Origin of the sequence: Microtetraspora sp. NBRC 16547 (assembly GCF_030268965.1) — a bacterium.
Taxonomy (GTDB): domain Bacteria; phylum Actinomycetota; class Actinomycetes; order Streptosporangiales; family Streptosporangiaceae; genus Microtetraspora.
In genome coordinates this window covers 140,833-165,940 of the sequence record NZ_BSSE01000001.1, presented here as the reverse complement: position 1 = coordinate 165,940, position 25,108 = coordinate 140,833, and the positions used below count along the sequence as shown (strand labels likewise).

The 25,108-nt window shown below is 71.7% G+C and carries 20 protein-coding genes; 12 read left to right on the top strand and 8 right to left on the bottom strand.

Features of this window, described 5'->3' with window-relative positions:
- Positions 1-91 precede the first annotated feature (91 nt).
- The 6 genes from QSK17_RS00685 to QSK17_RS00660 all read left to right on the top strand — a co-directional run bounded on the left by QSK17_RS00685 (position 92) and on the right by QSK17_RS00660 (position 6,221).
- Entirely contained in the window at positions 92-1,714 is a 1,623-nt protein-coding gene (locus QSK17_RS00685) for a CDP-alcohol phosphatidyltransferase family protein (protein WP_285702357.1), read from the top strand.
- Between the two features lie 13 nt (positions 1,715-1,727).
- Positions 1,728-2,351, top strand: a complete 624-nt coding sequence (locus tag QSK17_RS00680) for a DUF5941 domain-containing protein (protein WP_285702356.1) — start codon at positions 1,728-1,730, stop codon at positions 2,349-2,351.
- 119 nt (positions 2,352-2,470) lie between these two features.
- A complete protein-coding gene (locus tag QSK17_RS00675) occupies positions 2,471-3,202 on the top strand; it encodes a phosphocholine cytidylyltransferase family protein (protein ID WP_285702355.1) in 732 nt (243 codons plus the stop codon).
- Between the two features lie 158 nt (positions 3,203-3,360).
- Positions 3,361-4,401, top strand: coding sequence for an iron-containing alcohol dehydrogenase family protein (locus QSK17_RS00670; protein ID WP_285702729.1), 1,041 nt, complete (start codon positions 3,361-3,363; stop codon positions 4,399-4,401).
- Positions 4,379-5,137: a CDP-alcohol phosphatidyltransferase family protein gene (locus QSK17_RS00665; protein ID WP_285702354.1), complete on the top strand. Its 759-nt coding sequence runs from the start codon at positions 4,379-4,381 to the stop codon at positions 5,135-5,137. Before QSK17_RS00670 ends, QSK17_RS00665 begins: the two co-directional genes overlap by 23 nt.
- 202 nt (positions 5,138-5,339) lie before the next feature.
- Entirely contained in the window at positions 5,340-6,221 is an 882-nt protein-coding gene (locus QSK17_RS00660) for a glycosyltransferase family 2 protein (RefSeq protein WP_285702353.1), read from the top strand.
- A gap of 29 nt (positions 6,222-6,250) precedes the next feature.
- Here the strand turns inward: QSK17_RS00660 and QSK17_RS00655 are convergent, their stop codons facing one another.
- Together QSK17_RS00655 and QSK17_RS00650 are read right to left on the bottom strand one after the other, a co-directional pair.
- Positions 6,251-6,892, bottom strand: a complete 642-nt coding sequence (locus tag QSK17_RS00655) for a response regulator (RefSeq protein ID WP_285702352.1) — start codon at positions 6,890-6,892, stop codon at positions 6,251-6,253.
- Entirely contained in the window at positions 6,883-8,874 is a 1,992-nt protein-coding gene (locus QSK17_RS00650; protein ID WP_285702351.1) for a sensor histidine kinase, read from the bottom strand. Before QSK17_RS00650 ends, QSK17_RS00655 begins: the two co-directional genes overlap by 10 nt.
- A 142-nt stretch (positions 8,875-9,016) precedes the next feature.
- Here QSK17_RS00650 and QSK17_RS00645 point away from each other — a divergent pair, with 142 nt between their 5' ends.
- Positions 9,017-9,367: a hypothetical protein gene (locus QSK17_RS00645; protein WP_285702350.1), complete on the top strand. Its 351-nt coding sequence runs from the start codon at positions 9,017-9,019 to the stop codon at positions 9,365-9,367.
- 127 nt (positions 9,368-9,494) lie between these two features.
- The gene (locus QSK17_RS00640; RefSeq protein WP_285702349.1) at positions 9,495-10,196 is read left to right on the top strand and encodes a hypothetical protein; all 702 of its coding nucleotides are present in this window, start codon (positions 9,495-9,497) and stop codon (positions 10,194-10,196) included.
- Between the two features lie 63 nt (positions 10,197-10,259).
- On the opposite strand, the gene QSK17_RS00635 is transcribed toward QSK17_RS00640, so the two are convergent.
- From QSK17_RS00635 to QSK17_RS00615, 5 genes are all read right to left on the bottom strand, one after another.
- The gene (locus tag QSK17_RS00635) at positions 10,260-10,994 is read right to left on the bottom strand and encodes an acetoacetate decarboxylase family protein (RefSeq protein ID WP_285702348.1); all 735 of its coding nucleotides are present in this window, start codon (positions 10,992-10,994) and stop codon (positions 10,260-10,262) included.
- 74 nt (positions 10,995-11,068) lie between these two features.
- The gene (locus tag QSK17_RS00630; protein ID WP_285702347.1) at positions 11,069-12,280 is read right to left on the bottom strand and encodes a glycosyltransferase; all 1,212 of its coding nucleotides are present in this window, start codon (positions 12,278-12,280) and stop codon (positions 11,069-11,071) included.
- Between the two features lie 60 nt (positions 12,281-12,340).
- Positions 12,341-14,437: an acyltransferase family protein gene (locus tag QSK17_RS00625; RefSeq protein WP_285702346.1), complete on the bottom strand. Its 2,097-nt coding sequence runs from the start codon at positions 14,435-14,437 to the stop codon at positions 12,341-12,343.
- Positions 14,438-14,709: 272 nt separating this feature from the next.
- The gene (locus QSK17_RS00620; protein ID WP_285702345.1) at positions 14,710-16,905 is read right to left on the bottom strand and encodes an LCP family protein; all 2,196 of its coding nucleotides are present in this window, start codon (positions 16,903-16,905) and stop codon (positions 14,710-14,712) included.
- A gap of 412 nt (positions 16,906-17,317) precedes the next feature.
- Positions 17,318-18,829 (bottom strand): phospholipid carrier-dependent glycosyltransferase, encoded by a 1,512-nt coding sequence (locus tag QSK17_RS00615; protein ID WP_285702344.1) that lies wholly within the window; start codon positions 18,827-18,829, stop codon positions 17,318-17,320.
- Positions 18,830-19,032: 203 nt separating this feature from the next.
- Here QSK17_RS00615 and QSK17_RS00610 point away from each other — a divergent pair, with 203 nt between their 5' ends.
- From QSK17_RS00610 to QSK17_RS00595, 4 genes are all read left to right on the top strand, one after another.
- On the top strand, positions 19,033-21,138 hold the full coding sequence (locus QSK17_RS00610) for a hypothetical protein (RefSeq protein ID WP_285702343.1): 2,106 nt from the start codon (positions 19,033-19,035) through the stop codon (positions 21,136-21,138).
- Between the two features lie 152 nt (positions 21,139-21,290).
- Complete coding sequence (locus QSK17_RS00605) at positions 21,291-22,085, top strand: permease-like cell division protein FtsX (RefSeq protein ID WP_285702342.1); 795 nt, start codon at positions 21,291-21,293, stop codon at positions 22,083-22,085.
- A gap of 69 nt (positions 22,086-22,154) precedes the next feature.
- Positions 22,155-23,084: a glycosyltransferase family 2 protein gene (locus QSK17_RS00600; protein WP_285702341.1), complete on the top strand. Its 930-nt coding sequence runs from the start codon at positions 22,155-22,157 to the stop codon at positions 23,082-23,084.
- A 10-nt stretch (positions 23,085-23,094) separates the two neighbouring features.
- On the top strand, positions 23,095-24,171 hold the full coding sequence (locus QSK17_RS00595) for a glycosyltransferase family 4 protein (protein ID WP_285702340.1): 1,077 nt from the start codon (positions 23,095-23,097) through the stop codon (positions 24,169-24,171).
- On the opposite strand, the gene QSK17_RS00590 is transcribed toward QSK17_RS00595, so the two are convergent.
- Positions 24,141-25,088 carry a lysylphosphatidylglycerol synthase domain-containing protein gene (locus QSK17_RS00590; protein WP_285702339.1) on the bottom strand — a complete coding sequence of 316 codons (948 nt, stop codon included), beginning with the start codon at positions 25,086-25,088 and terminating at the stop codon, positions 24,141-24,143. The genes QSK17_RS00595 and QSK17_RS00590 overlap by 31 nt on opposite strands.
- Positions 25,089-25,108: the final 20 nt, after the last annotated feature.

Sequence of the window (25,108 nt, the reverse complement as noted above, 5' to 3'; positions counted from 1 at the left end):
ACTGACCATACCCGCAGGCCCTTCGCGAACCGCCGCCGAATGGCATTGCCACCTAGTGATCACTCGGTTACGTTGCGGTGTGGACTTTTAAGTGATCAGAGTGGAGCGGGAGACCATGGGGGCAGAAGCGGCCCGGGGCGCGCCCGGCACCACATCCGGCGCCGTCGTCGTGGTCTTCGCGACGACGCCCTCGGCCGGCATGACGGTCGGCATGACATCCGGCGTCACGTCCGCGAGGACGAGCCTCCTCGATCGCCTCACCGTCCAGCTGCGGACGCTGTCCGTGCGTGACGTCCAGGTCATGACCCGGGCCGAGGACACCGGCGGCGGTCTCGCCGACGACCTGCGCTCCGTCGCCAAGGTGGCCCGCGCCTCCAGCCATCCCGTGGCCGTGCTCTACGGCGATCTCGTCGCCCACACCGAGGCCCTGGCCGTCATGATCGACGATCCCTCACACGGCTCCGCCGCGCTCGTCGCGCCCGGCTCCGCCACCCCGCTCCTCCCGCCGGTGCGGACCGAGCGGGGACGGATTGTGGCGGCGGGCAACTCCTTCCACCGGGTCGAGTCGCCGGACGCCACCTTTCGCGGCGTCCTCCAGGTGGGGGAGGCCCACCTGGCGAGCCTCGCCGACGTGGCTGAGGAGCTCGCCGACCTCGCCCAGAACCGCAGGCTCGGCCGCGCGGGCGACACCGAGGTGGCCGACCTGCTGCTCGCCGGTCTGGTCCGCGCCGGGGTCCCCGTACGCGCCGCGCAGCTCGGCGGCCTGCACTGTGAGCGGGCCGGGAGCCAGGCCGCGGCCGACGAGGCGGTGCGCCGGCTGGCCGAGGTGGACGAGGGCGCGGCCAGGCTCCGGGCCGCGGTCAAGTCCGACGACGGCCTGTTCACCACCTACTGCGTGAGCACCTGGTCCCCCCATCTCGTACGGCTGGCCGCGCGGCTGCGCATGACGCCCAACGCGGTCACCGGAGTCTCGGTCGGCCTGGCCGCCATCGCCGCGATCTGGTTCTCGGCGGGGGAGCGGACCGGTCAGGTCGTCGGCGCGGTGGCGCTCTACCTGTCGTTCGTGCTCGACTGCGTGGACGGCCAGCTCGCCCGCTACACCCGGAGCTTCTCGCCGCTGGGCTCCTGGCTCGACGCCACCTTTGACCGGGTGAAGGAATACCTCGTCTACGGCGGTCTCGCCATCGGGTACGCCGGCAGCACCGCGGCCGGGGTGACCGGGCCGGGTGGCATCTGGGCTCTCGCGGTCGCCGCCATGCTGGTGCAGGCCCTCCGGCACATGATCGACTTCTCGTACGCCGGAGCCCTGGCGGACGCCAGGGCCCGCGGCGACTGGGACCGCCCGCCGCTTCCGCTCTCCGTCGCCTCGGACCTGCCCCGCCTCGACGATGCGAGGGGCGGCGCGTCCAGCGGCGCCCTCCCCGGCGGTGCCGCCCAGAGCGCGTCCGGTCACGGGCCCGGTGGCACTCCCGGCGGCGCTTCCGGCGTCTCGGTCGCAGGCCGCGTGATCGGTCTCTCCCGGCGGCTCGACCTCGGCACCGCGACCCGATGGGCGAAGAAGGTCGTCGTGCTGCCGATCGGGGAGCGGATGGCGCTCATCGCGGTCACCGCCGCCGTGTTCAACGCCAGGGTGACGTTCCTCGCCCTGCTCGTCTGGGGGGCGGGCGCGCTCGTCTACACCCTTGCCGGGCGGGTCGGCAGGTCCCTCACATGACGGGAGAGCGGGCATGATCTCCGTGCACATGACGCCGGTGCCGCGCAGCGCGGTCGTCGCCTACCGCGACGACGGGGCGCTGTCCCGGGCGATGGGCCTGCTGGTCGCGGGGCAGCTCCCGCCGCTGCCGCCCGCCGTCACGGGGGCCTTCGTCACCGGAATGCTGCTGTTCGTCGGGGTCGCGGGCGCCGAGGGCCTGGCGGTCCTGGCCCCGGCGGTGGCCCTGCTGCTCGCCGGTCCGGGCAGCTCGCACCGGCACGACGGGCGGCTCGACTGGCTGGTCCCGCCGATCCTGCGGCTGACCGAGTACGGCTTCGTCGCCTGCGTGGGCTTCGCGCACAACGTCCCGCCCCTGCTGATCTTCGCGCTCCTCGGCGCGATGGTGTTCCACCACTACGACACGGTGTACCGGGTGCGCCAGCACGTCTACCCGCCCTCGTGGCTGCCGCTGGCCGGGCTCGGCTGGGACGGACGGATGCTGGTCGTGGCGATCGGCGGCGCCGTCGGTCTGGTCACCGCGACGTTCGCGCTGCTCGGCCTCTACCTCTGGGGTCTGTTCTGCTGGGAGAGCCTGACCTGCTGGCTGGCGGCGCCGCGCTCCGGCGTCGAGGCGGCCGACCTCGGTGCCGGAGACTGATCCGGCACCTCAGGAGCCGCGCCTGATGAACCCCGGCCCACGTACGGATTACACGATCAGGGCACAAAGGCAACTAATCTTTGGGGTTACTGTCAGTCGCTCGACCTTAGGAGTGCACGTTGCTGGGAATGGTGCTGGCCGCCGGAGCCGGACGCCGCCTGCGGCCGTACACCGACACGCTGCCCAAGGCGCTCGTGCCGGTCGACGGCGAGACCACGATCCTCGACATCGCCCTGCGCAACCTCGCCGCGGTGGACCTCCGTGATGTCGTCGTCATCGTCGGATACCAGGCGCAGGCCGTACACGACCGCCAGGCGGACCTGGAGCGCCGGCACGGCGTGAAGCTGACCCTCGTGCACAACGACAAGGCGGAGGAGTGGAACAACGCCTACTCGCTGTGGTGCGCGCGCGACCACTTCGCCCAGGGCGCGCTGCTGGTCAACGGCGACACCGTGCACCCCGTCTCGGTCGAGGAGACCCTGCTGTCGGCGGAGGCCACCAGCGACATCCTGCTCGCGGTGGACGACGTGAAGGCCCTGGCCGACGAGGAGATGAAGGTCACCCTCGACGGCGGCAGCCTCAAGCGCATCACCAAGCTGATGGACCCGGCCGAGGCGTACGGCGAGTACATCGGCGCCACGCTGATCCGTCCCGGCGCGGCCGAGCGGCTGGCCGACGCGCTGCGCGCCACGTTCGAGCGCGACCCGCAGCTCTACTACGAGGACGGCTACCAGGAGATGGTCGGCCGGGGCGAGAAGATCTCGGTCGCTCCGATCGGCAAGGTCGACTGGGTCGAGGTGGACAACCATGACGACCTGACCAAGGCTCGCGAGATCGCCTGCCGCTACTAGTCCCCTGCGGTCGCTCTCCGCCCCATCGCGTCGCCCGGAGCGGCACCCCGCCGCCGCGCGATGCACCCCCCTGGACGCCGCTCCTTCCGGGCAGATCCTGCCGGTCGGGGCACTAGCTCTCGTCGCCTAAGGAGACCCACTTGCCGATTCTGGCCAGGATGCTCCCCGCCCCCCTCACGATGGAGGTACGGCGGGGCGCGATCGCGCAGCTCGGTGCGCTGCTGTCGGACAGCCGGGTCGCCACCTCCGGCCGGGTGGCGGTCGCCGTCGGGGTGAGCCAGGGAGACAAGATCGCCGAGGTGATCGCGCCGTCCCTCGGTGAGGCCCGGGTCTTCCGGGTGCCCGACGGTTCGGTGGACGCCGCCGTCTCGCTCGGCGCCGATCTGCGCAAGGGCGCGTACGAGGCGGTCATCGGCATCGGCGGGGGCAAGACCATCGACGCGACGAAATACGCCGCGTCTCTTGCCGGCATCCCGATGGTCGCGGTCGCCACCAACCTCTCGCACGACGGCATCTGCTCGCCCGTCGCCTCCCTCGTCCACGACGGGGGCAAGCCCTCCTTCGGGGTGCCCATGCCGCTGGCGATCATGGTGGACCTCGACTTCGTGCACGACGCGCCGCCGGCCCTGGTCCGGTCCGGGGTCGGCGACGTGGTGAGCAACCTGTCCGCGATCGAGGACTGGCAGCTCAGCAACGCCGAGCGCGGCGAGCCGATCGACGGCGTCGCCGTCTCCATGGCGCGCACGGCCGCCGAGGCGGTGATCGGGCGGGGCGACTCGATTGAGTCCGACGCGTTCCTCACCGTCCTGGCCGAATCCTTGATCCTTTCCGGCATGGCGATGGTCGTCGCGGGGTCGAGCCGTCCTTCGAGTGGTGGCGACCATGAGATCCTTCATGCCGTGGATCAGCTCTTTCCCGGAACGTCCAACCACGGCGAACTCGCCGGTGTGGGCGCGGCGTTCTGCTTCTTCCTGAGAGAGGACGCCCAGCGCCTCGATCAGGTCACCGACTGCCTGCGGCGGCACTCGCTGCCCGTCACCCCCGGCGACCTCGGCCTGACGACCGAGCAGTTCATCGCCGCGGTGATGCTGGCGCCATCGACGCGGCCCGGCAGATATACCATCCTCGAACACCTCCGGCTGTCGGAGACCGAGGTCAGGACGAGGGTGGAGGATTATGTCCGCGCCGTCGGTCGCTGAGCTGCGCGCGGTCGCGCAGCCGCAGACCACAATGGACCGCCGCAGCGGCGAGCACTGGGCCGGCCTGCTCTACATGCGGAAGCTGTCCATCTACGCGACATGGGTGCTGGCCAAGACCCCCATCACGCCCAATCAGGTCACCGGTCTGATGATCCTGTGCGGCGTGCTGGCGGGAGCCGTGCTCGCGATTCCCGGGATCTGGGCCGCCGTCGGCGCCGCGGTGCTGATCCAGATCTACCTGCTGCTCGACTGCTCCGACGGCGAGCTGGCCCGGTGGACCGGCCGCACCTCGATCACCGGTGTCTACCTCGACCGGGTGGGCCACTACCTCGCCGAGGCTGCGCTGCTCATCGGCCTGGGCTTCCGCGCGTCGCAGGTGCTGCCCGACTGGTACACCGTGCTCGGCGTCGCGGCCGCCCTCGGTGCGATCCTGATCAAAGCGGAGACCGACCTGGTCGACGTGGCCAGGGCGCGCTCCGGCCTGGTCGCCGCCACCGAGGCGTCCGCCGGCCACTTCCAGTCGCGCCGCCTCGGTGCGGCCAGGAAGGTCGCCGCCGCGCTGCGCTTCCACCGCGTCATCCAGGCCGTCGAGCTGTCCCTGATCGTGGTGGTCGCGGCGGTGCTCGACCTCTGGTTCCCCGCGACGCGGATCCTGACCGTGGCCTGCGCGGTGATCGCCGGACTCCAGCTCGTCCTGCATCTCGTCAGCATCCTGGCGTCGCGGCGGTTGTCGTGAGCCCGGCGTCCGCGTGGTTTACGGGAGGCGAATCGGGGAACCGAGGAGCCGCCTGCCGCGTCGGAGTGTTTGACGGGGGTTCGGCGGCTGTTCCGATACCCTTGATTCGCTGTAAACCAGACAGGTCCGGGATGCTTCGGCCGTACAGACTCGGTGATCATGAAATCGTGTGCCCGCTGCCGCGCGTCGAGGCGATGACGCGGTGAAGATTTCGTGCGTCATCCTCACCATGGGGAACCGGGTCGCCGAGCTGGACCGCGCGGTCGAGTCCGCGCTCTCACAGGACGACGGCGACGTCGAAGTGGTGATCGTCGGGAACGGCGCGGACGTGCCGGAGCTGACCGCGCGGTCGCGGCCCGGTTCCGGTTCGACGATCAAGAAGGTCCGGCTCAACCACAACGCGGGCATCCCCAAAGGGCGCAACCGCGGGGTCCAGGAGTGCTCCGGCGACGTCGTGCTGTTCCTCGACGACGACGGCTGGTACGCCGACTCGAAGCTGGTGGCGCGGATCCGGGAGAGGTTCGCCGCGGAGCCCGACCTCGCGGTGATCTCCTTCCGCGTCATGGAACCGGACGGCGGCTCGGTGCAGCGGCGGCACGTGCCGCGGCTGCGCGTCGGCGACCCTGAGCGTTCCTCGCCTGTCACCACGTTCCTCGGCGGCGCCTGCGCGATCAGGCGGTCGGCGTTCCTCCAGGTCGGTGGGCTGCCCGAGCAGTTCTTCTACGCCCATGAGGAGACGGACCTGGCCTGGCGGCTGCTGGGCGAGGGATACCGGATCGAGTACGACGCCGAGGCCGTCATGTACCACCCGCTGGTGCTGCCGACCCGCCACGCGGACTTCTTCCGGCTGAACGCGCGCAACCGGGTGTGGTTGGCCCGCCGGAACCTGCCCTGGCCGCTCGCCGTCCTCTATCTGGGCAACTGGATCGCGCTCACCCTGCTGAGGGAGCGGTCGGGCGCGTCGCTCAGGGCCTGGTTCCAGGGTTTCCGCGAGGGACTGCGCGAGTCGGCGGGCGAGCGCCGTCCGATGGCCTGGCGTACGGCGTGGCGGATGCTCCGCCTCGGCCGCCCGCCCATCGTCTAGCGTTCATCGCCCACGGCGGGGGAGCGGACTCAGCGCCGGTTGAGGTAGAGGAGAACGGCCAGCACCCGGCGATGGTCCTCGACTGAGCTGGCCAGGCCGAGCTTGGTCAGGATCGAGCTGACGTGCGTCTCCACCGTCCGGTCCGTGAGCCACAACCGCCGGGCGATGCCGACGTTGGTGCGGCCCTCCGCCATCAGCGCCAGCACCTCCCGCTCCCGTGCGGTCAACGCCGCCAGGGGATCGGCCGCCCGGTGCCCGCCGATCAGGCGGGAGACGACCTCCGGGTCGAGGGCCGAGCCGCCGGCCGCGACCCGGCGCAGCGCGTCGAGGAAGTCGTCCACGTCGAAGACCCGGTCCTTGAGCAGGTAGCCGAACCTCCCCTGGGAAACCAGCTCGACGGAGTGCCGGGTCTCGACGTGTTGGGAGAGCAGGACGATCCCGAGCCGTGGGTGGGTGGCGCGGATCTCCCCGGCCGCCCGGGCGCCGTCGTCGGTGAGGTCGGGCGGCATCCGGATGTCGATGATCGCCAGGTCGGGGTCCGTCGCCGCGACGGCGGCGATCAGTCCAGGGGCGTCCGATGCCTTGGCCACCACGTCGTGTCCCGCGTCGGCGAGCAGGCGGGCCAGCCCCTCCCGGAACAGGACGGAGTCCTCTCCGATCACTACGCGCATGGCAGCACCGCCTCCACCAGAGTGCCGCCGCCCTCCGGGCTGGTCAGCCGCAGGACGCCTCCGGCGGCGTTGACCCGGTCGGCCAGCCCGGCCAGTCCCGCGCCGGGGCGCATCGTGGCCCCGCCAGGTCCGTCGTCGCTGATCTGCACGGTGACCCGATCACCCCTCCGGCTCACGCGGATGCCGATCGCGGCCTGGCCCGCGTGCTTGACCGCGTTGGTCATCGCCTCGCTCGCCACGTAGTAGGCGGTCGTGGCCACGTCGTCAGGCAGGTCGTCAGGCAGGTCGTCGGCGGAGACGTCGAGCGTCACCGGCACCGGCGCCTTGCCGGCCAGCATGGCCAGCGCGTTGCCGAGTCCGTCGTCCAGGCTGCTCGGCCGCAGGCCGTGCGCGATCTGCCGCAGCTCCGTGACAGCCGCGGCCAACTCGGCCACCGAGCGGTCCAGCAGGTCGTCGACGTCGACCGTGCCGTCGGTGAGGTGACGTTGCGCCAGGCGGATCGCCATGCCCAGGGAGACCAGGCGCTGCTGTGCTCCGTCGTGCAGGTCGCGTTCGAGCCGACGCCGTTCCTCGTATCCGGCGTGCAACAGCCGGGTGCGGCTGGCTTCGGCCTCGTCGAGCGCGCGGTTGACCTCGATGCGCAGCCGGACCACCTCGACGAGCAGCGCGCTGGCCGAAGCCACCTCGCGCAACAGCTCCCTGCTGCCGGTGGTGCCGCGCACGATCGCACCGATGCCGTGGCCGCCGAGCCGTACCTCCGTCACGTGGGCACCGGCCGGGTCGATCGGTGTGCCCGCCGCGTCGACCAGCGTGGACGTGCCGGGTAGCCGGTAGCCGACACGGAGCATCGAGTCGCGCAACGCGGTGCGCAGCGTCTCCTCCAATTGTTCCGGCTGCGCCCGACCGGCGTGCGTGCGGCCACGCAGCTCCTCGACGGCGGTCAGCACGGCCTGCCGTACGGGGTAGAACCGCCGGTCGGCCCATCGCTGGAGCCGGATTCGAAGCGGGGACAGCGCCGCGGCGCAGACGGCGGTGGCCGCGGCCGCCGCGGCCGGTGAGGTCCGGCCCGCGCCGAGGCCGACCAGGAAGGAGGCGGCCGTATAGAAGGCCAGCAGGATCGCGGTCACGAGGCTGTACGTGACGGCGGCGCTGATCGCCCGGTCGATGTCGTAGAGGTCGTGCCGCAGCATGGCGATCGCGGTCGCCGACGGGATCGCCAGCGCCGTCAGCGCCAGTCCGGCGACCACCAGGTCCGGCGTGCCGAGGAACAGATAGCTGGCCCAGCACAGCAGCAGCGTCAGCGGCAGGAAGCCGGCGCCGAGCGCGAACCACTTGAGTTGCGCTCGCCTGACCTCGTCGGTCGCCCGCCGGTATCGGATCACGACCGCCGCCGCGGACGCGATCAGCAACCCGAGGAAGACCGGCAACAGGGCGATGCTCACCGCCGACAGCACCGGCATGTAGGCCTCTGGAGCCCGCAGAACGTGTGGTGTGCTCTCGAACGGCGGTGGGAGCGGGCTGGGGTCGAACGCCACGATGAACGTGAACAGGACCGGGACGACCAGCAGGCCGGCGGCGGCCCAACGCCAGCGCGGGCCCGGCAGCCGTCCGTCGGGGAAGAGCAGCATGAGCAGCCCGGCCGGGACGTACAGGAACATCCAGCTGCCCTCCGACAGGGCGACGTACAGCCCGGAGAGCGGCAGGTCCGGCCGCCGCGTGACCGCCAGAGGGTACAGCTCGCTGACGCCGAGCCATATCGCCGTCGCGCCGACCAGCACGAGCAGCAGGCCGACCACGCTGTCCGGTCGCCGGGCGGCGACCACCACGCCGAGCACGACGGAGGGGAGCCCGAACGCCACGCCGGTCACGAGCGCCGTCATGGCGCCCCCATCGGCGGCCAGCACGGCCAGCGCCACTCCGGCGCCCGCCAGCACGCACGCCAGGACCGCGGCAGCGTACGCGAACAAACGGGGAGTCGCCACGCGCTAACGGTAGAGCCTTGGTGACCTTGGGTGAATACGTGTCAGTACGGAGATCGGGTTCCGAGCCGGCCCCGATCCGCGAAAGCGCGGCAACGCCGAGACTGCGGACATCGGCACGTTCATCCCACTCACAGGAGAACTCATGAAGCGCTCCCGCCTTCTCGTCGTCGGGCTGATCCTGGGCGGCCTGCTCGGCCTCATCGACATGGTCGGGGTCGTACTCGGTGACGGCGAGCATCCTCCGTTCGCGCTCGCCGTCGCGGGCGCCGTACTCGGACTGATCACCCTGGGTGGCGTCGTGCTCGCCTGGCGTGGCAGCCGCGCCGGCGCGGTGGCCGTGATCGTCACCCGGCTGCTGTCGGGGCTCAGCGCGGTCCCGGCTTTCTTCGTCGACGGGGTGCCCGCCGAGGCGGTCGGCGCGGCCTCTGTCGGCGTGGTGCTCGCTCTCGTCTGCGTCGCGTTGGTCGCGCCGGCGCTGCGGTCCCGCGGCTGATCTTTTCGCTGTCGCCGGTGCCGGCCACCGCGCGTGGCCCGGCCCGCGCCCGGATCCACCTCGCATCCACCTCGCATCCGCCTCGCATCCGGCACGGCATGTGGATCTCAACCCCCCGAGGAGAATCATGGAAACGTCCCTCCCGCCTTCCGAACTGTCCTCCGACGCGGCGTCACCGGCGGATCCGCCGCGGCGAGCCATCCCGCTGGCCCTGGCGCTGTTCACCGCACCATGGGGATTCGTCGTCGCCAACAGCGCCTACGCGTGGGCCACCCGCGCCGGAGGAAGCGACAGCACCGGGGCGGGCGCGCTCGCCCTGGAGGCCGCCTACCCCGGCCTGATCCGCCTCGGCACCGTCGCCGCGATGCTGGGGAGTCTGCTCATGGTCCCGGCGGCCCTCGGTGTCAAGCGACTCGTGGGAGGCGGGAGCCGGAAACTCGGCTCCGTCGGCGCGGTGCTCACGGGGGCTGGATACATCTGCTACTTCGGGATCGTCCTGGCCGGAAACATCACCGCCGCCATGGTGGAACATCCAAGCTCCACCGCGGACTACGCGGCCGTCCTCGACAGCAGCCAGGGCGACCCGTCGACCCTGTGGGTGTTTCTCCTCTTCGTGCTCGGCAACCTGGTCGGAACGCTGCTGCTGGGGCTGGCGCTCCTCCGTAGCCGGGTGATCCCGCTCTGGGCCGGTGCCGCGGTCATCGCGTGGCCCGTGCTGCATGTGACCGGGCTCATCGCCGGCAGCGAGTGGTTCGAGGTCACGGGTGCGGTCCTGGAAGCGGTCGGTCTGGCCGTGGTCGGCCTGCGCCTCCTGGCCGCGCCGCGCTGACGTGCGGCGGAGCTGAGCGTGCACGGCGCGCGTTCGCGCGGGGAACGGCGGAGCGGCCGCGGATCACACCTCGACGGCGTCGTCGAACGACATCGTCACGTGATCGGCGGTCGCCGTCATCAGGGCGGTGCCCGGAAGGCCGAGCTCGCTCAGCTCCTTGGCGATCGGATGGTTCCCCAACCTGATCAGGGCGCCGCCGGGCCGGGCCCGGACCCCGCTCGCGCGCGCCGTCCAGGGAACGCGCCGGGTGGTCCCGTCCAGATGTGAGTAGGCGTCGATGCGCACCAGGTCGCCCGGCGGGAGCGGGATGCCGGGACGGATGAGTAGGTCGAGCACCAGCCGCCCGTCCCGACGGAGGGTGCACCGCTTGTACGGTGTGGCCAGCCGCAGGTCGATGTCGGCCCGCTCCTTGGGGAAGCCCCAGATCCGCCGGCCGGCCTCCAGCGTGAACCCCTGGTCGACCGGCAGCCAGTGGACGAAGGCGCCGGGTCTCGCCGCGCGGGCGTTCTTCCGCCCGGCCGGCAGGCCCCGTCCCGGCGGGCGTCCCGCGTCCGGCGGCCGGATCAGGAACACCATGCCGAACTCGTGGTAGGCGTCCAGGTCGCCGTCGCGGTATTGGACGAAGACCAGCGTGCACGTGGCCTTGCCGGGCAGCACCTCGGTTACGTCAAGGCCCGAGTACGCGATCACGGCGCGGGCGGCGTCGGCCCGCACAAGATACGTGGCCGCGCCGGCCGAGGCGTCCCTGATCCGTACCGGCAGGTCGACCCGGCGTCCCTGGATGAGATGGCTGCTCACGTTTCCCAGTAGAGCAAGCCGCGGGCCGCGGCGGTAGCCGTACGCGTGCTCGGGCGTCACGGGTACCCGCGCGGTCAGGCGGTGAGGGCGCGCCCGCGGGTGCGGGCGGTGATGCGGTCCGGGGCCTGCGCCCAGCGTTCGAGCTGGGCCACGAACTCGGCCGCGTGTACCGGCCAGTGGAAGCGGCGCAGCGCCTCGGCGTGTCCCCGGGCCCCCATCGCGGCGCGACCCTCGGGATCGTCCCGGAGGGCGAGCACGGCCCGCACGGTCGCCTCGACGGTGCCGTCGGCAGCCGAGATCCCGGTGGCGGTTCCGGCGGGGCTTCCGGCGGTGTTGTCGGCAGCCGAGATCCCGGTGGCGCTTCCGATGGGGAACGGGACCACGGTGCCGCACCCGGCCTCGGTCACCAGCGCGACGGCGCCGGGCTGCGGCGTGGTGATCACGGGGAGCCCGTGCGCCATGTAGTCGATGACCTTCGTCGGCGAGGCGTGCCGGTAGGCCGGCACGTCATGCGTCAGGGACAGGCCGGCCAGGGCGCCCTCGGCCATCCGGAGCGCGTGCGTGTTGGGGACGTGCCCGAACCAGTCGAGCAGGCCCTCCCGTTGGGCGTCCCGCAGCAGCGGCCGTACTCCGGCGTCGGCCGGTCCGATCAGGTCGAGCCGGATCCGGTACGGCCGCAGGCGCCGCGCCAGCTCGATCATCTCCACGGCGCCGCGGGCCCGCGAGATGCGGCCGACGTAGACCAGCCGGTCGTCGCCCGGCGGAGGAGGCGGCGCGGACGGGACGTAGGAGAGGTCGGGCACCACCGGATGGCCGCCGGGGAAGCGGTCGCGGAACGACTCCTCGGCGAGGATGAGGTGCAGGCGACGCTCGGCTCGCCGCTCCAGAGCGCCGATCAGCGGCGGCAGGACCGGGCGCAGCGGCCGCGGGAGGTACGCCTCGGCCTCCAGCACCTCCCGCGTGTCCTCGTGGACGTCCCAGACCGTCACCGGTCTCCTGCGGGGCAGCGCGAGCAGGAGTTCGACATCGTGGACCAGGAGCAGGTCGGCGTCCTGGCAGCCCCTCGACAGCGCGGCCCGCGCGGCCCTGAGCGCCTTGCCGCGCCGCAGGCCGACCGCGCGCGGCACGTCCACGGCGCGGACCTCCGGCGGCGGCGTCACGTTGCAGTGCGTGAACGGCGCGACGTAGGTGACCTGGTGCCCCGCGTCGAGCAGGGCCCGGATCTGCCTGTGCGCGATCCGGACGTCCTCGGGGTGGTGGACGATTGTGCCGACACATACCCTCATGTGTCGACTGTGCGGTCCTATCCCGTCGCGCCCGGATGTGGCGCGTTAATCCATGCGGAACTACCGCTGAACTTCCGGCTGCTGATCCACGATCTTCCTGGGTCTGCGGTAGAGCCAGGTGAGGCGGGGCTCCAGCATCCACTTGAACAGTGTGCGGGTGATCGGCAGACACAGGATGATGGCCAGCGCGAAGCTGCCGCTGACGATGGCGGCGACGCCGAGGGGGCCGTCCAGCCACTCGGCCTTCAGCCAGCCCATCTCCTTGCCGATCATCACGGGGACGCCGTGCAGCAGGTAGCAGTAGAGCGTGCGGGTGCCGAGGTCGGAGAACCATGTCCGGCGCCGGGGCACGAGAGCCATGACGCTGAAGCACAGCACGGTGACCCCGGTCAGGAACACCAGCCGGAAGCCCATGCCGTACCACCACGTCATGTGCAGGTCGTGGTAACTGGCGTTGAAGTACCACAGGCTCAGCTTGAGGCGGGGGGCCATGAGGTACGCCGCGACCGCCCAGGTGACGAGCACGAGCGCGGCCGCGATCCGGACCGGGGTGCGCTTGAGCAGGTCGAAGTGCTCGGGCTTGAGGACGAGGCCCATCACGAAGAAGGGCAGCAGGCCGAAGACGCGGTCGATGCTGAATTCGCCGTTGAGCTGGGACAGACCGGAGAAGAGGCAGACCACCACGGCCGCGACGAGCGGGTAGCGCATGCGTTTCCACACCGGTGTGGACAGTCGCCAGAACAACAGGGCGATGAGATACCAGTTCAGCCAGGCGGGGTCGGTGATCGAGACGCTCCATTTGTGCCCGAAGGCGAAGCGGAGCGCGGCGTACCCGAACTCGACGATCACGTACGGCACCAGGAAGGTGTCGACGAGCTTGTTCGTCTTGGCGTTGGAGTTCCAGAAGTTCCTGGACAGGTAGCCACTGATCATGACGAAGAGCGGCATGTGGAACGCGTACATGAAGATGTACAGCGCCCGGTTGGCGTGCACGTCGACCGTGGGGCGCAGCGCGTGCCCGGTGACGACGAGGGCGATCAGCAGGAACTTGACGTTGTCCAGGTACGGCTCGCGCTGCCGCTTGGGCTGCGGAGCGGGCTCCTCCTCTTCCTCGGGGCCCAGCTCCTCCCAGCCCGTGGCGCCGAAGCCGGGAACCGGGCCGGGGCCGTACGGCGACGCCTGCTGGGGTGCTTGGGCCCACGCGGGCAGCGGCAGCGGGTCCGGGGCCGGCGGGGTGGGCGCCGGCGCGGGCGGGGCGGCGGGGGGCGGCTCCACCGTGCTCGGTACGGCGAGGCCCTGCGGGACGTCGTGATCCGCGCGCCGCCAGGGGTCCCACGGGTCGGCGGGCAGCTCGGGCCACTGCTGGGCCGGGGCCGCCGGGACGGCGGGCATCGCCTGCGTCGGGGCCTGTCCCTCGGCGGACCCGCGGCGCGGTCGCTTGGGCAGCGCTTCCGGGGCGGCCGGTGCCGCGAACGGGTCCTGGACCGGTGCCGCGAACGGGTCCTGCGCGGAGGCGGCGAGGGGATCCCGCGCGGGGGCGGCGGAATCCGGGGTCGGCGCGGCGAAGGGGCTCTGCGGGGTCCCGTCGAAGGAGCTCTGCGGGGACGCGGCGAGAGGGTCGGACGCGGGGGCCGCTCCCGGGCCCGCCGTGCGGGGCGTGGAGAAATAGTCGAAGCTCTGGGTGGCCGGTTCGGGCGTCTCCGCCGCCGAAGGGCTTCCGGCTCGTGGCGAGCGCGGCTTGCGCTTGGGCAGCGGCCGGTCCTGTCCGGCACCCTGGCCGGCATCGGCAGAGGCCGTGCCGGACGCGGCGGGCCCACCGGACGCCGTGGGCATCCCCGGGGCGCCGGCCGCCGTCGAGGCAGGTGCGGGGGCCTGGGGCGGCGCCGAGGCCGGTGCGGCCGACGGAGTGGACGGTGCCGGTCCCGCCGGTCCCGGGGGCGTCGCCGGAGAGCCGAAGGACGCGAAGTGCCCGGTCGACGGCGGGGAGTCCTGCGATGCCGCGAACCCGCCCGCCGATCCCGGGTCCGCCCAGGCCTGCCGTACGGGCGGCTCGGCCTCCGAGGCCGGGGCGGCGCCGGTGGGCGTGCCCCCTCCGCGAGCGGCGGGCGCTGCCGGAGCGGCGGGCGGCGGCCACTCGCCGGTGATACGGCCGATCACGCCGGTGGGTGCGTCCTCGGAAGGATCGTGCGGTTCACCCGGAACGTGAGGGGATGGGCGAGTGTCAGTCACGGGAGGAAACTCTCAAGGTTCGCCGAGCGGGGGCAGGTGGCTCATCCGAAATAGAGCCTGCGTTCAAGACGCTAGCGCGGACGTCCCGTGCGGTCAGGCGAACGTGGAAGCACGGAATGCGTCCGCTTCGCCCAACCTTAACGCAAGTCTCACCGAGCACTCCTGTAACGGACATCAATAATTGCTGTGAAGGACGGACCTCAGCCGGCGCAGATGTCCGTTTCCGAGGTCACGGCGTCGTCACCCACGTCCAGTGCGACCTTGACACCCTCCCAGTCGGCGCCGACCACGAGTTGGATGATCGGGCCCGAAACCCGTCCCTGGGCAGGCGGGGCCGTGGCGGACGCGAAGGGCATCACCGGGCCGGTGGCCAGCTTGCCGGTCTCCGGCTGGACGGTGTTCAGCAGCTTGCCGCTGAGGATCTTGGCCTGGTCCCAGCCCTGGCCGGTGTAGCGGATCATGGTCGTCGGCTGGTCGCTGCCGTCGGGTTTGCGGGCGTCACCGACCCCGACCACGCGGAAGCCCTGCGCGGTGAGCGCCTCGGCCACCTCCCTGCCCTTGCCGTCCGTGTTGGTGCCGTTGAACACCTGGACCTTGACCTGCTCCGGCTTGGTGACGGTCGGGGCGGCGGGCGGGGCGCCGCCGGACGCGGAGGCCGAGGGGCTCGGGGAGGCGGTGACCTCCACGTCGCCCCGGATGCCGGCGAACAGGTTGTTCGCGGCCGGCTGCTTCCACTGGACGCGGTTCTTGTCCGCGACGTACGGCTCCCAGGGCACGGTCTTGGCCTTGAAGCCCTTGGCGCTGAGCTTGGAGGCGCTCTTGGCGATCTCGAGGATCACGTCGGCGCTGAGCTTGTTGTCCGTCTTGACGGACGCAGCCGCGGCCTCGATGAACGCCTTCAGCTTGCCGAAGTCGGTGAGCAGCTCGCTGCTGGTCGCCTTCTTGACCACCTGGGAGATGAAGATCTGCTGACGCTGGATCCGGTCGATGTCGCCGCCGTTGCCGAGTCCGTAGCGGGTGCGCACGTAGGCGAGGGCGGTTTCGCCGCGAACTGTCTGCGTGCCTTTTTTCAGAACCAGCTTGGCCTTCTTGTCGTTGACGTCCCTCGGCACGCAGATCTCGATGCCGCCCAGGGCGTTCACGATGTTCTTGAAGCCGGAGAAGTCGACCTTCACGTAGTGGTCGATGTGGATCTGGGTGAGCGTCTCGATGGTCCGGCGGGTGCAGATCATGCCGCCGGACGAGAACGCCGAGTTGATCATGCCGAAGTGTGCCGGGACGACGGCCTTGGTCCTGACGTCGTGGCACTCGGGGATCGCGACCATGGAGTCGCGGGGGAAGCTGATCAGCGTCGCGCCGTCCCGGTTCGGGGCGATGTGCAGCAGCATGATCGTGTCGGTGCGCTCGCCGTCGTTCTGCATGTGCTGGCCGTACTTCTTGTTGTTTCCCGCGCGGGTGTCCGATCCGACGAGCAGGACGTTGAGCGCGCCGGTCTGGTTGACCGGGCGGTTCTTGTCCAGGTCGTCATCGCTCGCCTCCTGCTCGATGAGTTTGAAGGTGTCCCGGTAGATCTTGTATCCGGTCAGCGTGCTCGCGACCATGACGGTGGTCAGGGCGACGCTGGTCCAGCCGAGCACCCCGAGGCCGCGCTTGCCGCCGCCCGAGTCGTCGCGGCGGCGCGAGCGCGGCCCGCCGCCGGGCGGGCCTCCGGGGGGGCCGTCGCCGCCCCTTCCCTTGGCCCGGCGGGAACCTCGCCCGGCGGCAGCCGATGCGGTGGCGTCGGCGTCGTCCGCGTCGTTCCTGGCCATCTCGTAGTGGCCGCCGCGCCCGGCACGCTGAGCGCCGGTCGGCTCATCGTCGTGCCCGGCGTCCGTGGCGGCCTCGTCCCCGGACTTGCGCCGACCCCAGAGCTTCCTGCGCGGCTCCTCGTCGTCGGGCTCGTCCCAGGGGTCGACGTTCGAGCGCCGGCCCCACCGCCGCTTCGGCGGGTCGTCGAGGTAGTCGTCGTCGGGCTCGCGCTCACCCCAGGGGCCGCGTTCGGGCTCGTCGTACTCGTCCTGGCGGAATCCGTGGTCCCGATATCCCTGGTCCTGGTACGCCGGGTCCTGATAACCCTGCTCGTGGTACGCCTGGTCCTGGTAGCCCTGGTCGCGGTATCCGTGATCCTGCGCGCCGGGGTGCCCGGCGGCCCTGCCGCCATCCCGGCGGCGGGCGCGCGGGGCGTCATGGGAGTCCTGGTAGGCCCCCTGACGCCCGGTCTGGTCGTCCCGCCCGCGCGGGTCGGCGGCGTAACGGTCCTGCCGGTCCGTCCGTGCGTATCGGGCGCCCGACTCCTCGCGGCCCCAGACCCGCTGGTCGTTCTCCCGCGTCTCCGGATGCTGGCGGCGGTCGCTCATGCGCCACTCCTCGTCACAGGGCGCGCTGGACGTGTGGGCGAACAGCCGGTCGGACTACTGCTTCGCACGCACACGTGGCCTCCTCGCTTTACGGTCCCTTGACCGTGAGCATGACAGCTTGTTGCCGAGGCTAGGTCGCGCGCGGAGGGCGGATGCCGTAGCCGCTGATTTGGGACGTGACCCGTCTTTTGCTTCGGCGAAGGTGATCCAGCAGGAAGCATACTTAAACATAGATATTTCGGGGTATGTCAAATAGCCGAAGAATGCCCGACTCTCAGCAACCTTCCAGGTCAACGCGCGAAGACGCGCCGAGAAGGCGAGAAGGCGAACACAGGGCCGGAAACAGGGCCGGAAACAGGGTCGGGCACAGGGCGGGCACCCGGGGGCAGGGTGCTGGGCCGGCAGAGGGATTTTACCGGCGGGAGCGCGGCCGGATGGCGAGCGCGGCGGCGAGGAACGCCAGAGGGGCCGCCGGCAGTGCGTACCGGTAGTCGAACTCCGTCGTCGCGGCCGGGATGAGCAGGAGCAGCCCCGCGACCGCCCAGGGCACCACCCAGGCCAGGCGCCACGCCTCCGCCGTACGGGATCCCGCCCCTCGGGAGGCGGCCGACCGCCGGGCGAGCCGTACGGCGGCGGCCAGCGGCGGGAAGAGGAGCACGGGCAGCAGCAGCACTCCGGGCAGGAAGGCCACGCTCTGGTAGGCCCGCATCACGCCGGCGAACGGCTCGACGACCCTGGTGTCGATCGGGCCCCGCTGGTACTGCTCGGCGAACATGGTGCCGACGATCGCCGGATGGCGACCTGGCGGGTCGGGGGTCTTCTCGGGGAACTCGTAGTACGCGTAGACCTCGGGGTCCGGATAGACCGGCCTGCCCCACGCGAACGACCGGGCGAGCTCGTCCAGCGTGGTCGCGACGTAGTCCAGCGGCTGGCTGCGGATGGCCAGCCAGGCGAACCTCCCCGCCAGCGCGTCGGTTTCACGGAGGAACGTGATGCCGGGCAGCCGGACCAGGGGCGAGTCCGGATCCCAGACGTAGTCCTGCGACGGCGGCCTGCGGGCCGGAGGCCGGTCGTCGCACAGCACCGCGAGGTCGGCCGGAGGCTTCATGACCGCGCAGTCCGCGAACGTCATGGTCCGCGCGTACAGGAAGACCCCGTTCGAGCCGACGATCCCCACCCGGTGATGGGCGGCCCAGAACCAGCCGCCGTAGGCCGCGACCGGCACCAGCGCCGCGGCCAGGAACACACCGGTGACCCGCCACGGCAGCCGGCCGCGCCGCGCCCGCCCGCTCGCGCTCCCGCTGCCGCTCGCGCTCCCGCTCGCGCTCCCGGTGCCGCCCGCGCTTCCGGCGCCGTTCCCGACGGCGCGCGGGCCGTACCACAGCAGGAGGATCCCGAAGGCGGCGATCAGCGGGAGGGCCACCGTCCTGGTCAGCGTCGCCGCCGCCAGGAGCAGCCCGGTGGCGACGGCCGTGCGCCAGGTCAGGGGGCGCAGCGCCACGCAGACCGCGGCCACGATCAGGAACGTGAACAGCGAGTCGGAGACGAGCAGGTGCTCAAGCTGGACCTGGTACGCGTCGAGCAGGACGGGGGCCGACGCGAGACAGGCCGCCCACAGCGGCCGACGCCGGCGCGCCACCGCCACATAGATCATCACGCCGGTCAGCAGGCCGAGCACGTGCTGGGCGAGCGTGACGAACCCGAAGTCGTGCAGGGGCTCGAACAACCGCAGGAACATCGAGTAGCCCGCGGGGCGCACCAGATCGGGCCGGGGCCGCATCGCCGTCACGACATAGCTGTAGGAGTCCGGGAACCAGAGCGCGGGGCGGTACCCCAGCATGGTCACGATCCGGAGCGCCGTCCCGAGCCCGAGCACGCCCAGGAACCACCCGTGACGGCGAGCCCAAGGCGCGACGCGCCCCATCCACGACACCCTGACTCCCCGTCTCCCCGGTGTTCCTCCCGGCGTACGCTACCGGCTGGCCATGACACATCGCGCCGCCTCCGGTTTCCACAGGGGCGGGCAGATTGGGCCGATCACCCGGGGCAGGCCGTTACGCTCGGCTCATCCCGACGAAACGGTTTGGCCGGCTCCGGCCGCGAACGACATGGCCCTCGGCGGGCCGGGTGCTCGCCGCCGGCTCCGCCATGCCCGCGCTCGCCCTCGCCGGATGGCTGCTCGCGGGGTTGCCACTGCTCCTCCTCGGCTGGTTCCGTCCGCTGCCGATGGCGCTGCTCGGTGGAGGGACCGCCGTCCTCCTCTGCTGGTACGGCCTGCGCCGCCTCCCCGAGACCGTGGACGCCCTGGCGCGGCACACGGCGGCCGTGATCGGCATCGCGCTCGCGTCCGGCCTGTTCAACGGGTTCCTGCACGGCGAGCAGCTCCTCGTGCGGCGCGACCCCGCGACGTACGCGCAGTACGCGATCTGGATGGCCCGGCACGGGTCGCTGCCCATCCCCTACGGCGACGGCGCCTTCGGCGGTCCCGATCCCGCGCTGCGCTTCGACAGCATGGGGTTCTACGACTTCCACGGCGCGATCGTGCCGCAGTTCATGCCGGGCCCGCCGATGCTGGACGGGATCGGCTACTGGCTCGGCGGCGTGCCCGGACTCCTGCTGGTCCCGCCGGTGCTGGGGGCGCTGGCGGTGCTCGTCTTCGCCGGAACGGTCGCCCGCCTGGCCGGAGGCCGCTGGGCGCCGCTCGCGGCGCTGGTCTTCGCGGTCAGCATGCCGATCCTCTATACATCGCGGACGACGTTCAGCGAGATCCCGTCGCTGATCCTGCTGTTCGGCGGCATGACGCTGCTGCTCGACGCCCGCCGCCGGCTGCGGGCCGGGAGCGGCGCCCTGACCGCGGCGGGGCTGGCCGGGCTCGTCTTCGGCCTCGCGTTGCTCGTCCGGATCGACGGCCTGCGCGACGTGCTCCCGGTCCTCGCGTACGCGGGGTTGCTGATCGCCTTGCGCCGCATCTCCGGGCCGCCGTCGCCCGAGCTCGCGCGCCCGGATCCGTCGCGCCGCTTCCCGGACGGACGGCTGGGCGCGCCGCTCCTGGCCGGTCTGGCGGTGGGGGGCTTCTGCGGGTTCGCCGCCTGCTATCTGCTGGCCCGTCCCTACCTGGAGTACCTCTCGGGGTCGTTGCTCCCGCTGCTCGCGATCTGCGCCGCCGTCGTCGTGGTCACCGCCGTCGGCACGGCTCTCGCTCCCCGGATCGCCGTACGGGTCGCCGCCCGGCGGGCCTCTCAGAGGCGGTCCGGCGGGGTGACGAGGAGGCTGCCCGGGGCGCGGAGGTGGCCGCGGTTGCCCGAGTGGTCCGCCGCGCTGGTCGTGCTCGTCATGGCCGGCTTCGCCGTACGGCCCTGGCTGCAGACCGTGCGCCGCGTGGCGGTGACCCAGGAGGACCAGCTCACCGCGGACTTCATCCAGAAAGCTCAGATGGCCAACCGGCTCCCGGTGGACGGCACCCGGCTCTACTACGAGGACTCCCTCTACTGGGTGATCTGGTACGTCGGGGTGCCGGTGGTCGTGCTGGCCACGATCGCCGCCGCCGTACTCGCGCGGCGCCTGGCCCGGGGGAGGGGCCTGGAGTGGCTGCTGCCGCTGGCGATCATCGGCTGGACGACCGTGACGACGCTCTGGCGTCCCGCGATCACCCCGGACCATCCGTTCGCGGCGCGGCGGCTGGTGCCGGTCGTGATCCCGGGGCTGATCCTGCTCGCGGTCTGGGGCCTGCGGTGGGCGCGCGACCGCCTCCGTATCACGGGGCGCGGCACCCGTCTGGCGATGACCGCGGGCGTCCTCCTGCTGGTGGTCCCCCCTGTCGTGACCTCGATCGGGACCGCGTTCTCGCCCGTCGAGCGGGGTGAGGCCGCGGCCATCGCCCGGATGTGCGCGGCGATCCCCCGCGACGCGTCCGTGCTGATCGTGGAGAGGGTCACCGGGGACAGGTTCACCCAGCTCGTGCGCGGGCAGTGCGGCATCCCCACTGCCCGGATCAAGAACCCCAAGGGATCGAGCGTGGCGCTGGGATTCGACGTCCGCAGGCTGATCGGCGAGGTGCGGGAGACGGGCCGCCGTCCCGTGCTGGTCGCCGCGCAGGAGGACCAGCTCGCGCCGTACGGCACGGCCACCCAGGTGCTGCGGCTGGACACCACTCAGGACGAGCGGTCGCTGGCCGACCCTCCCGACGCCGTCTGGTCCCTCAAAGTCGATGTCTGGATGGTCGAGCCCCGATAGTTCTGAGCGATCATGGCGCTAGGGTCTGCCGCATGGATTCGTCGTCGGATATCCCGGAAGGCGAGGAGTTGTCCTTCGGGAAGGAGCCTTCTCGGGAACCGAGACCGGCCAGCCGGTGGTGGAGCCTCGGTTCTCGGCTGAGGAATTCGCGCGTGTGGAAGCCGATCGCGGTGGTCGTCCCGGTGGGACTCCTCATCGCCGGGGTCGTGGCCTACAGCCGTCACATGCCGCTGCTGCCGCCCCCAGCGGGCCCCTGGCCCGAAACGGGCACCTTCCTCATCTTTCTCTGCGAGGACGACAGCGCCCGTGGGTGGGAAAGGTGCGAGGGCGGCGGTGCCGCCACGGTCGAGGAGACGCGAGGCATCGAGCGCGCACTCGCGTCGCTCCCGGAGATCACGTCGTACGGGCGCCGGACGCGTGAGGAGGCACTGGCCATCGCGCGTCAGGATTATCGGGTCGGTGAACTCATCACCGTGGACAACATGCCCGACGTCGCCTACGGAGGCACCCTCGCACGGGGAGACTGGCGCGCGCTGCTCCGCGAGCTGGCCGACCTGCCCGGGGTAGGCGTCGTGGACACCCATCGGGACAACTTCTGGTGGGGGAAGGCGGACGTCTCGGTCACCCTTTGCCCGGAGGACGCCGCACACCGGTTCGCGAAGCGATGTGAAGGGCGCGCTCGGGCCACCGAGAGCGAGAAGGAGGCCGTTCTCGACCGGATCCGCGCGCTGCCCGGCGTGGAGAAGATCTACGTCGAGGACCCGGCGCACGCGGCGAAGGTGCGCGACCACGCCGAGTGGATGATGCCGTTCGGGGGTGGCGATCTCGCCGAACTGCCGGAGGCCTTCTATCTCAAGCTCGCCGATACCGGTACGTATCCGCAGGTCGAGAAGTCACTCGCCGGCATGGCCGGAGTGGCCGGTGTGACCGCTGTGGCGCGGCCGTAGCCGTCCGGGACCGTACGAGATCGCGATGCGGGGCCGGGGGGTCGCCGGGGCAGAGTACCCTTGCCCGTCGTGAGCACGCCCGATACCTCTGGAAGCGCCGTGATCCCCGCCGATAACCCGTACGTGACGATCGTCCTGCCCTGTTACAACGAGCAGGACCACGTGATCGACGAGGTCGAGCGCATCTGCGCGGCCATGGACTCCAGCGGCTACACCTACGAGCTGCTCGCCGTCGACGACTGCTCCAGCGACGAGACGCTCGCCCGGCTCCAGGACGCCGCGCCGCGGTTCCCGCACATGCGGGTCAAGGCATTCCACCGCAACGGCGGATCGGGAACGGTGCGCAGGATCGGCTCCCAGGAGGCCCGCGGCGAGATCGTCGTGTGGACCGACGCCGACATGACCTACCCCAACGAGCGCATCCCCGAGCTCGTCTCCATCTTGGAGAAGGACCCGACCATCGACCAGGTCGTCGGCGCGCGGACCACCGAGGAGGGCTCGCACAAGCTCCTGCGGGTGCCCGCCAAATGGTTCATCCGCAAGGTCGCGGAACGGCTTGCCGGACAGAAGATCCCCGACCTCAACTCCGGCCTGCGGGCGTTCCGCAAGTCGGTCGCCAGGCCGTACCTCCGGCTGCTGCCGCCCGGGTTCTCCTGCGTCACGACGATCACGCTGGCGTTCCTGTCGAACCAGCACGACGTCTACTACCTGCCGATCGACTACGCCAAGCGGGCCGGCAAGTCGAAGTTCAGCTTCGTCTCGGACGCCTACCGGTACATCCTCCAGGTGCTCCGGATGATCATGTACTTCAACCCGCTGAAGGTCCTGATGCCGCCCGCGCTGTGGCTGGTCGGCGTCGCGCTGGCCAAGGGGCTCTACGACGTGGTGAAATACGGCTTCTACCTGACCAGCAACACGATCGTGCTCTTCATCTCGGGCATGCTGATCGGTTCGCTGGCGCTGCTCGCCGACCTGATCGTCCGCTCACGGGCCGAGTGACGGCGGCAGGATGAGGATCGCGATCGTCGGCCCGACCTACCCCTACAAGGGCGGGGGCGCCCAGCACACGACCGAGCTCGCCCACCGGCTGCGGGCGCGCGGCCACGACGTGGTGATCGAGTCGTGGAAGGCGCAGTACCCCTCCTTCCTCTATCCCGGTCAGCAGACGATCGACACGCCGGAGGGCGAGCCGTACCCCCGGACGCGCCGCGAGCTCGACTGGCGGCGGCCCGACGGCTGGGTCCGCTGCGGCCGGCGCCTGCGGGAGGCCGACCTCGTGATCCTGGCCGTGCTCAGCCCGGTGCAGGTGCCCGCCTACCTCGGCATCCTGTACGGCCTGCGCCGCCGGACCCGGGTGGTGGCGTTGTGCCACAACGTGCTGCCGCACGAGCGCAAGCCGTACGACCGGCCGTTGATGAAGGCGCTGCTCGCGCGGGTCGACGCGGTCCTGGCGCATTCGGAGCAGCAGGCGGAGCTGGCCCGCGGGCTCACCGGGGTCCCGGTTGCGGAGTCCGCGCTCGCGCCGCACCTGCCCGCGGTCGGCGGCCCCACGTCGCGGGAGCGCGAGTCGCGCCGGGAGCTGCTGTTCTTCGGCATCGTCCGGCCGTACAAGGGGCTCGACCTGCTGCTGCGGGCGCTCGCCCGGGTCCCGGACGTGCGCCTCACCGTCGCGGGCGAGTTCTGGGGTGGCCTGGAGGAGACCAGGGCGCTCATCGGCGAGCTCGGGCTGGGCGACCGGGTCGAGCTGCGGCCGGGATACGTGGCGGCGGACGACGTGCCGGGGCTGTTCGCGCGGGCCGACGCGCTCGTGCTCCCGTACCGATCGGCGACGGCCAGCCAGAACGTCTGGCTCGGCCACGAGCACGGCGTCCCCGTGATCGCGACCAGGGTCGGCGCGCTTCCCGACAACGTGATCGACGACGTGGACGGCCTGCTCGTCGAGCCCGGCTCCGTGGACGCGCTGGCGGAGGCGATCACCCGCTTCTACGAGCCGGGTACGGCGCGGCGGCTGGCCGAAGGGGTCAAGGCCGTCGATCCCGAGCCGTTCTGGGCCGCCTACCTCGACACGCTGTTCGGGCTCTCCTGACCGAGAGGGAGGGCGGGACGCGGGACGGTGCGGGCGAGAAGGAAGCCGAGCCCGGCCCAGGCGGCGTCGCCCAGCGTGAAGGCGACCCGCGACACGACGGCGACCACCAGCGCCCTCGGCGTGTCCAGGACGGGCGCCAGGGCCACGACCAACGCCCCCTCGCGCACCCCGATGCCCGCCGGGACCACGACCGTCAGGATCCCGGTCGCCCAGGCCAGCGCGTACGCCCCGGCGGCGACGGCGTAGAGCGAGAGGCCGCCCGGGCGCATGTCGGCGACCAGGACCCACAGATGGACGCCGTAGCAGAGCCAGCCGATCATCGTCCAGGTGGCGGCCCTGACCATGTCGGCCCCACTGAGCACCCGGTCGAGGGGCTCTTTCCTGGCGATCCTGAGGGCGAGGTTCAGACCCCAGGTCAGCACGCGGGGGTGCAGGCCGACGAGGATGAGCGGGATCAGCGTCAGCAGTTGCCATGCCTGGCCGGCGATCTGCCGGGAGAGCGTGGCCGCCGCGAGGGTGAGGGCACAGCCGAGCGACGTGACCAGGGCGAGCGCCGTGGAGCTGAACGTGCGCCGAGGGGGCGCCCCGTGGTCGCGGGCCAGCTCCATCATGGCCGCGAACGCCCACACCGATCCGGGGATGTACTTGCCGAGCTGCCCCACATACAGGACGCGGGCGGCCACCCGGAACGGCAGGCGCGAGCCGAGCCCGCCCAGGACGGCCATCCAGGCGAGCAGCATGAAGGCGAAGCCCGCCAGCACGGCGGCGAGGCATCCGGCGAGCGACCACCATGAGAGGCGGGCGACGGCGGCCGACGTCTCCGTCCAGTTCCTGGCCAGGCCGTATCCCAGGAACCCCAGCGCGATCAGGGCCAGGAGGCCCCTGATCAGTCGGCTCGACCGCAGGCGGCTCAGCATCCGCCAAGAGTACGGTCCGA

What these genes read in the sequence shown, in the direction of transcription:
- QSK17_RS00590 (WP_285702339.1), bottom strand. Translation starts at nt 25,088, where the DNA reads ATGCTGAGCCGCCTGCGGTCGAGCCGACTGATCAGGGGCCTCCTGGCC.
- QSK17_RS00620 (WP_285702345.1), bottom strand. Translation starts at nt 16,905, where the DNA reads ATGAGCGACCGCCGCCAGCATCCGGAGACGCGGGAGAACGACCAGCGG.
- QSK17_RS00595 (WP_285702340.1), top strand. Translation starts at nt 23,095, where the DNA reads ATGAGGATCGCGATCGTCGGCCCGACCTACCCCTACAAGGGCGGGGGC.
- QSK17_RS00640 (WP_285702349.1), top strand. Translation starts at nt 9,495, where the DNA reads ATGGAAACGTCCCTCCCGCCTTCCGAACTGTCCTCCGACGCGGCGTCA.
- QSK17_RS00615 (WP_285702344.1), bottom strand. Translation starts at nt 18,829, where the DNA reads ATGGGGCGCGTCGCGCCTTGGGCTCGCCGTCACGGGTGGTTCCTGGGC.
- QSK17_RS00670 (WP_285702729.1), top strand. Translation starts at nt 3,361, where the DNA reads ATGCTCCCCGCCCCCCTCACGATGGAGGTACGGCGGGGCGCGATCGCG.
- QSK17_RS00655 (WP_285702352.1), bottom strand. Translation starts at nt 6,892, where the DNA reads ATGCGCGTAGTGATCGGAGAGGACTCCGTCCTGTTCCGGGAGGGGCTG.
- QSK17_RS00645 (WP_285702350.1), top strand. Translation starts at nt 9,017, where the DNA reads ATGAAGCGCTCCCGCCTTCTCGTCGTCGGGCTGATCCTGGGCGGCCTG.
- QSK17_RS00665 (WP_285702354.1), top strand. Translation starts at nt 4,379, where the DNA reads ATGTCCGCGCCGTCGGTCGCTGAGCTGCGCGCGGTCGCGCAGCCGCAG.
- QSK17_RS00680 (WP_285702356.1), top strand. Translation starts at nt 1,728, where the DNA reads ATGATCTCCGTGCACATGACGCCGGTGCCGCGCAGCGCGGTCGTCGCC.
- QSK17_RS00630 (WP_285702347.1), bottom strand. Translation starts at nt 12,280, where the DNA reads ATGAGGGTATGTGTCGGCACAATCGTCCACCACCCCGAGGACGTCCGG.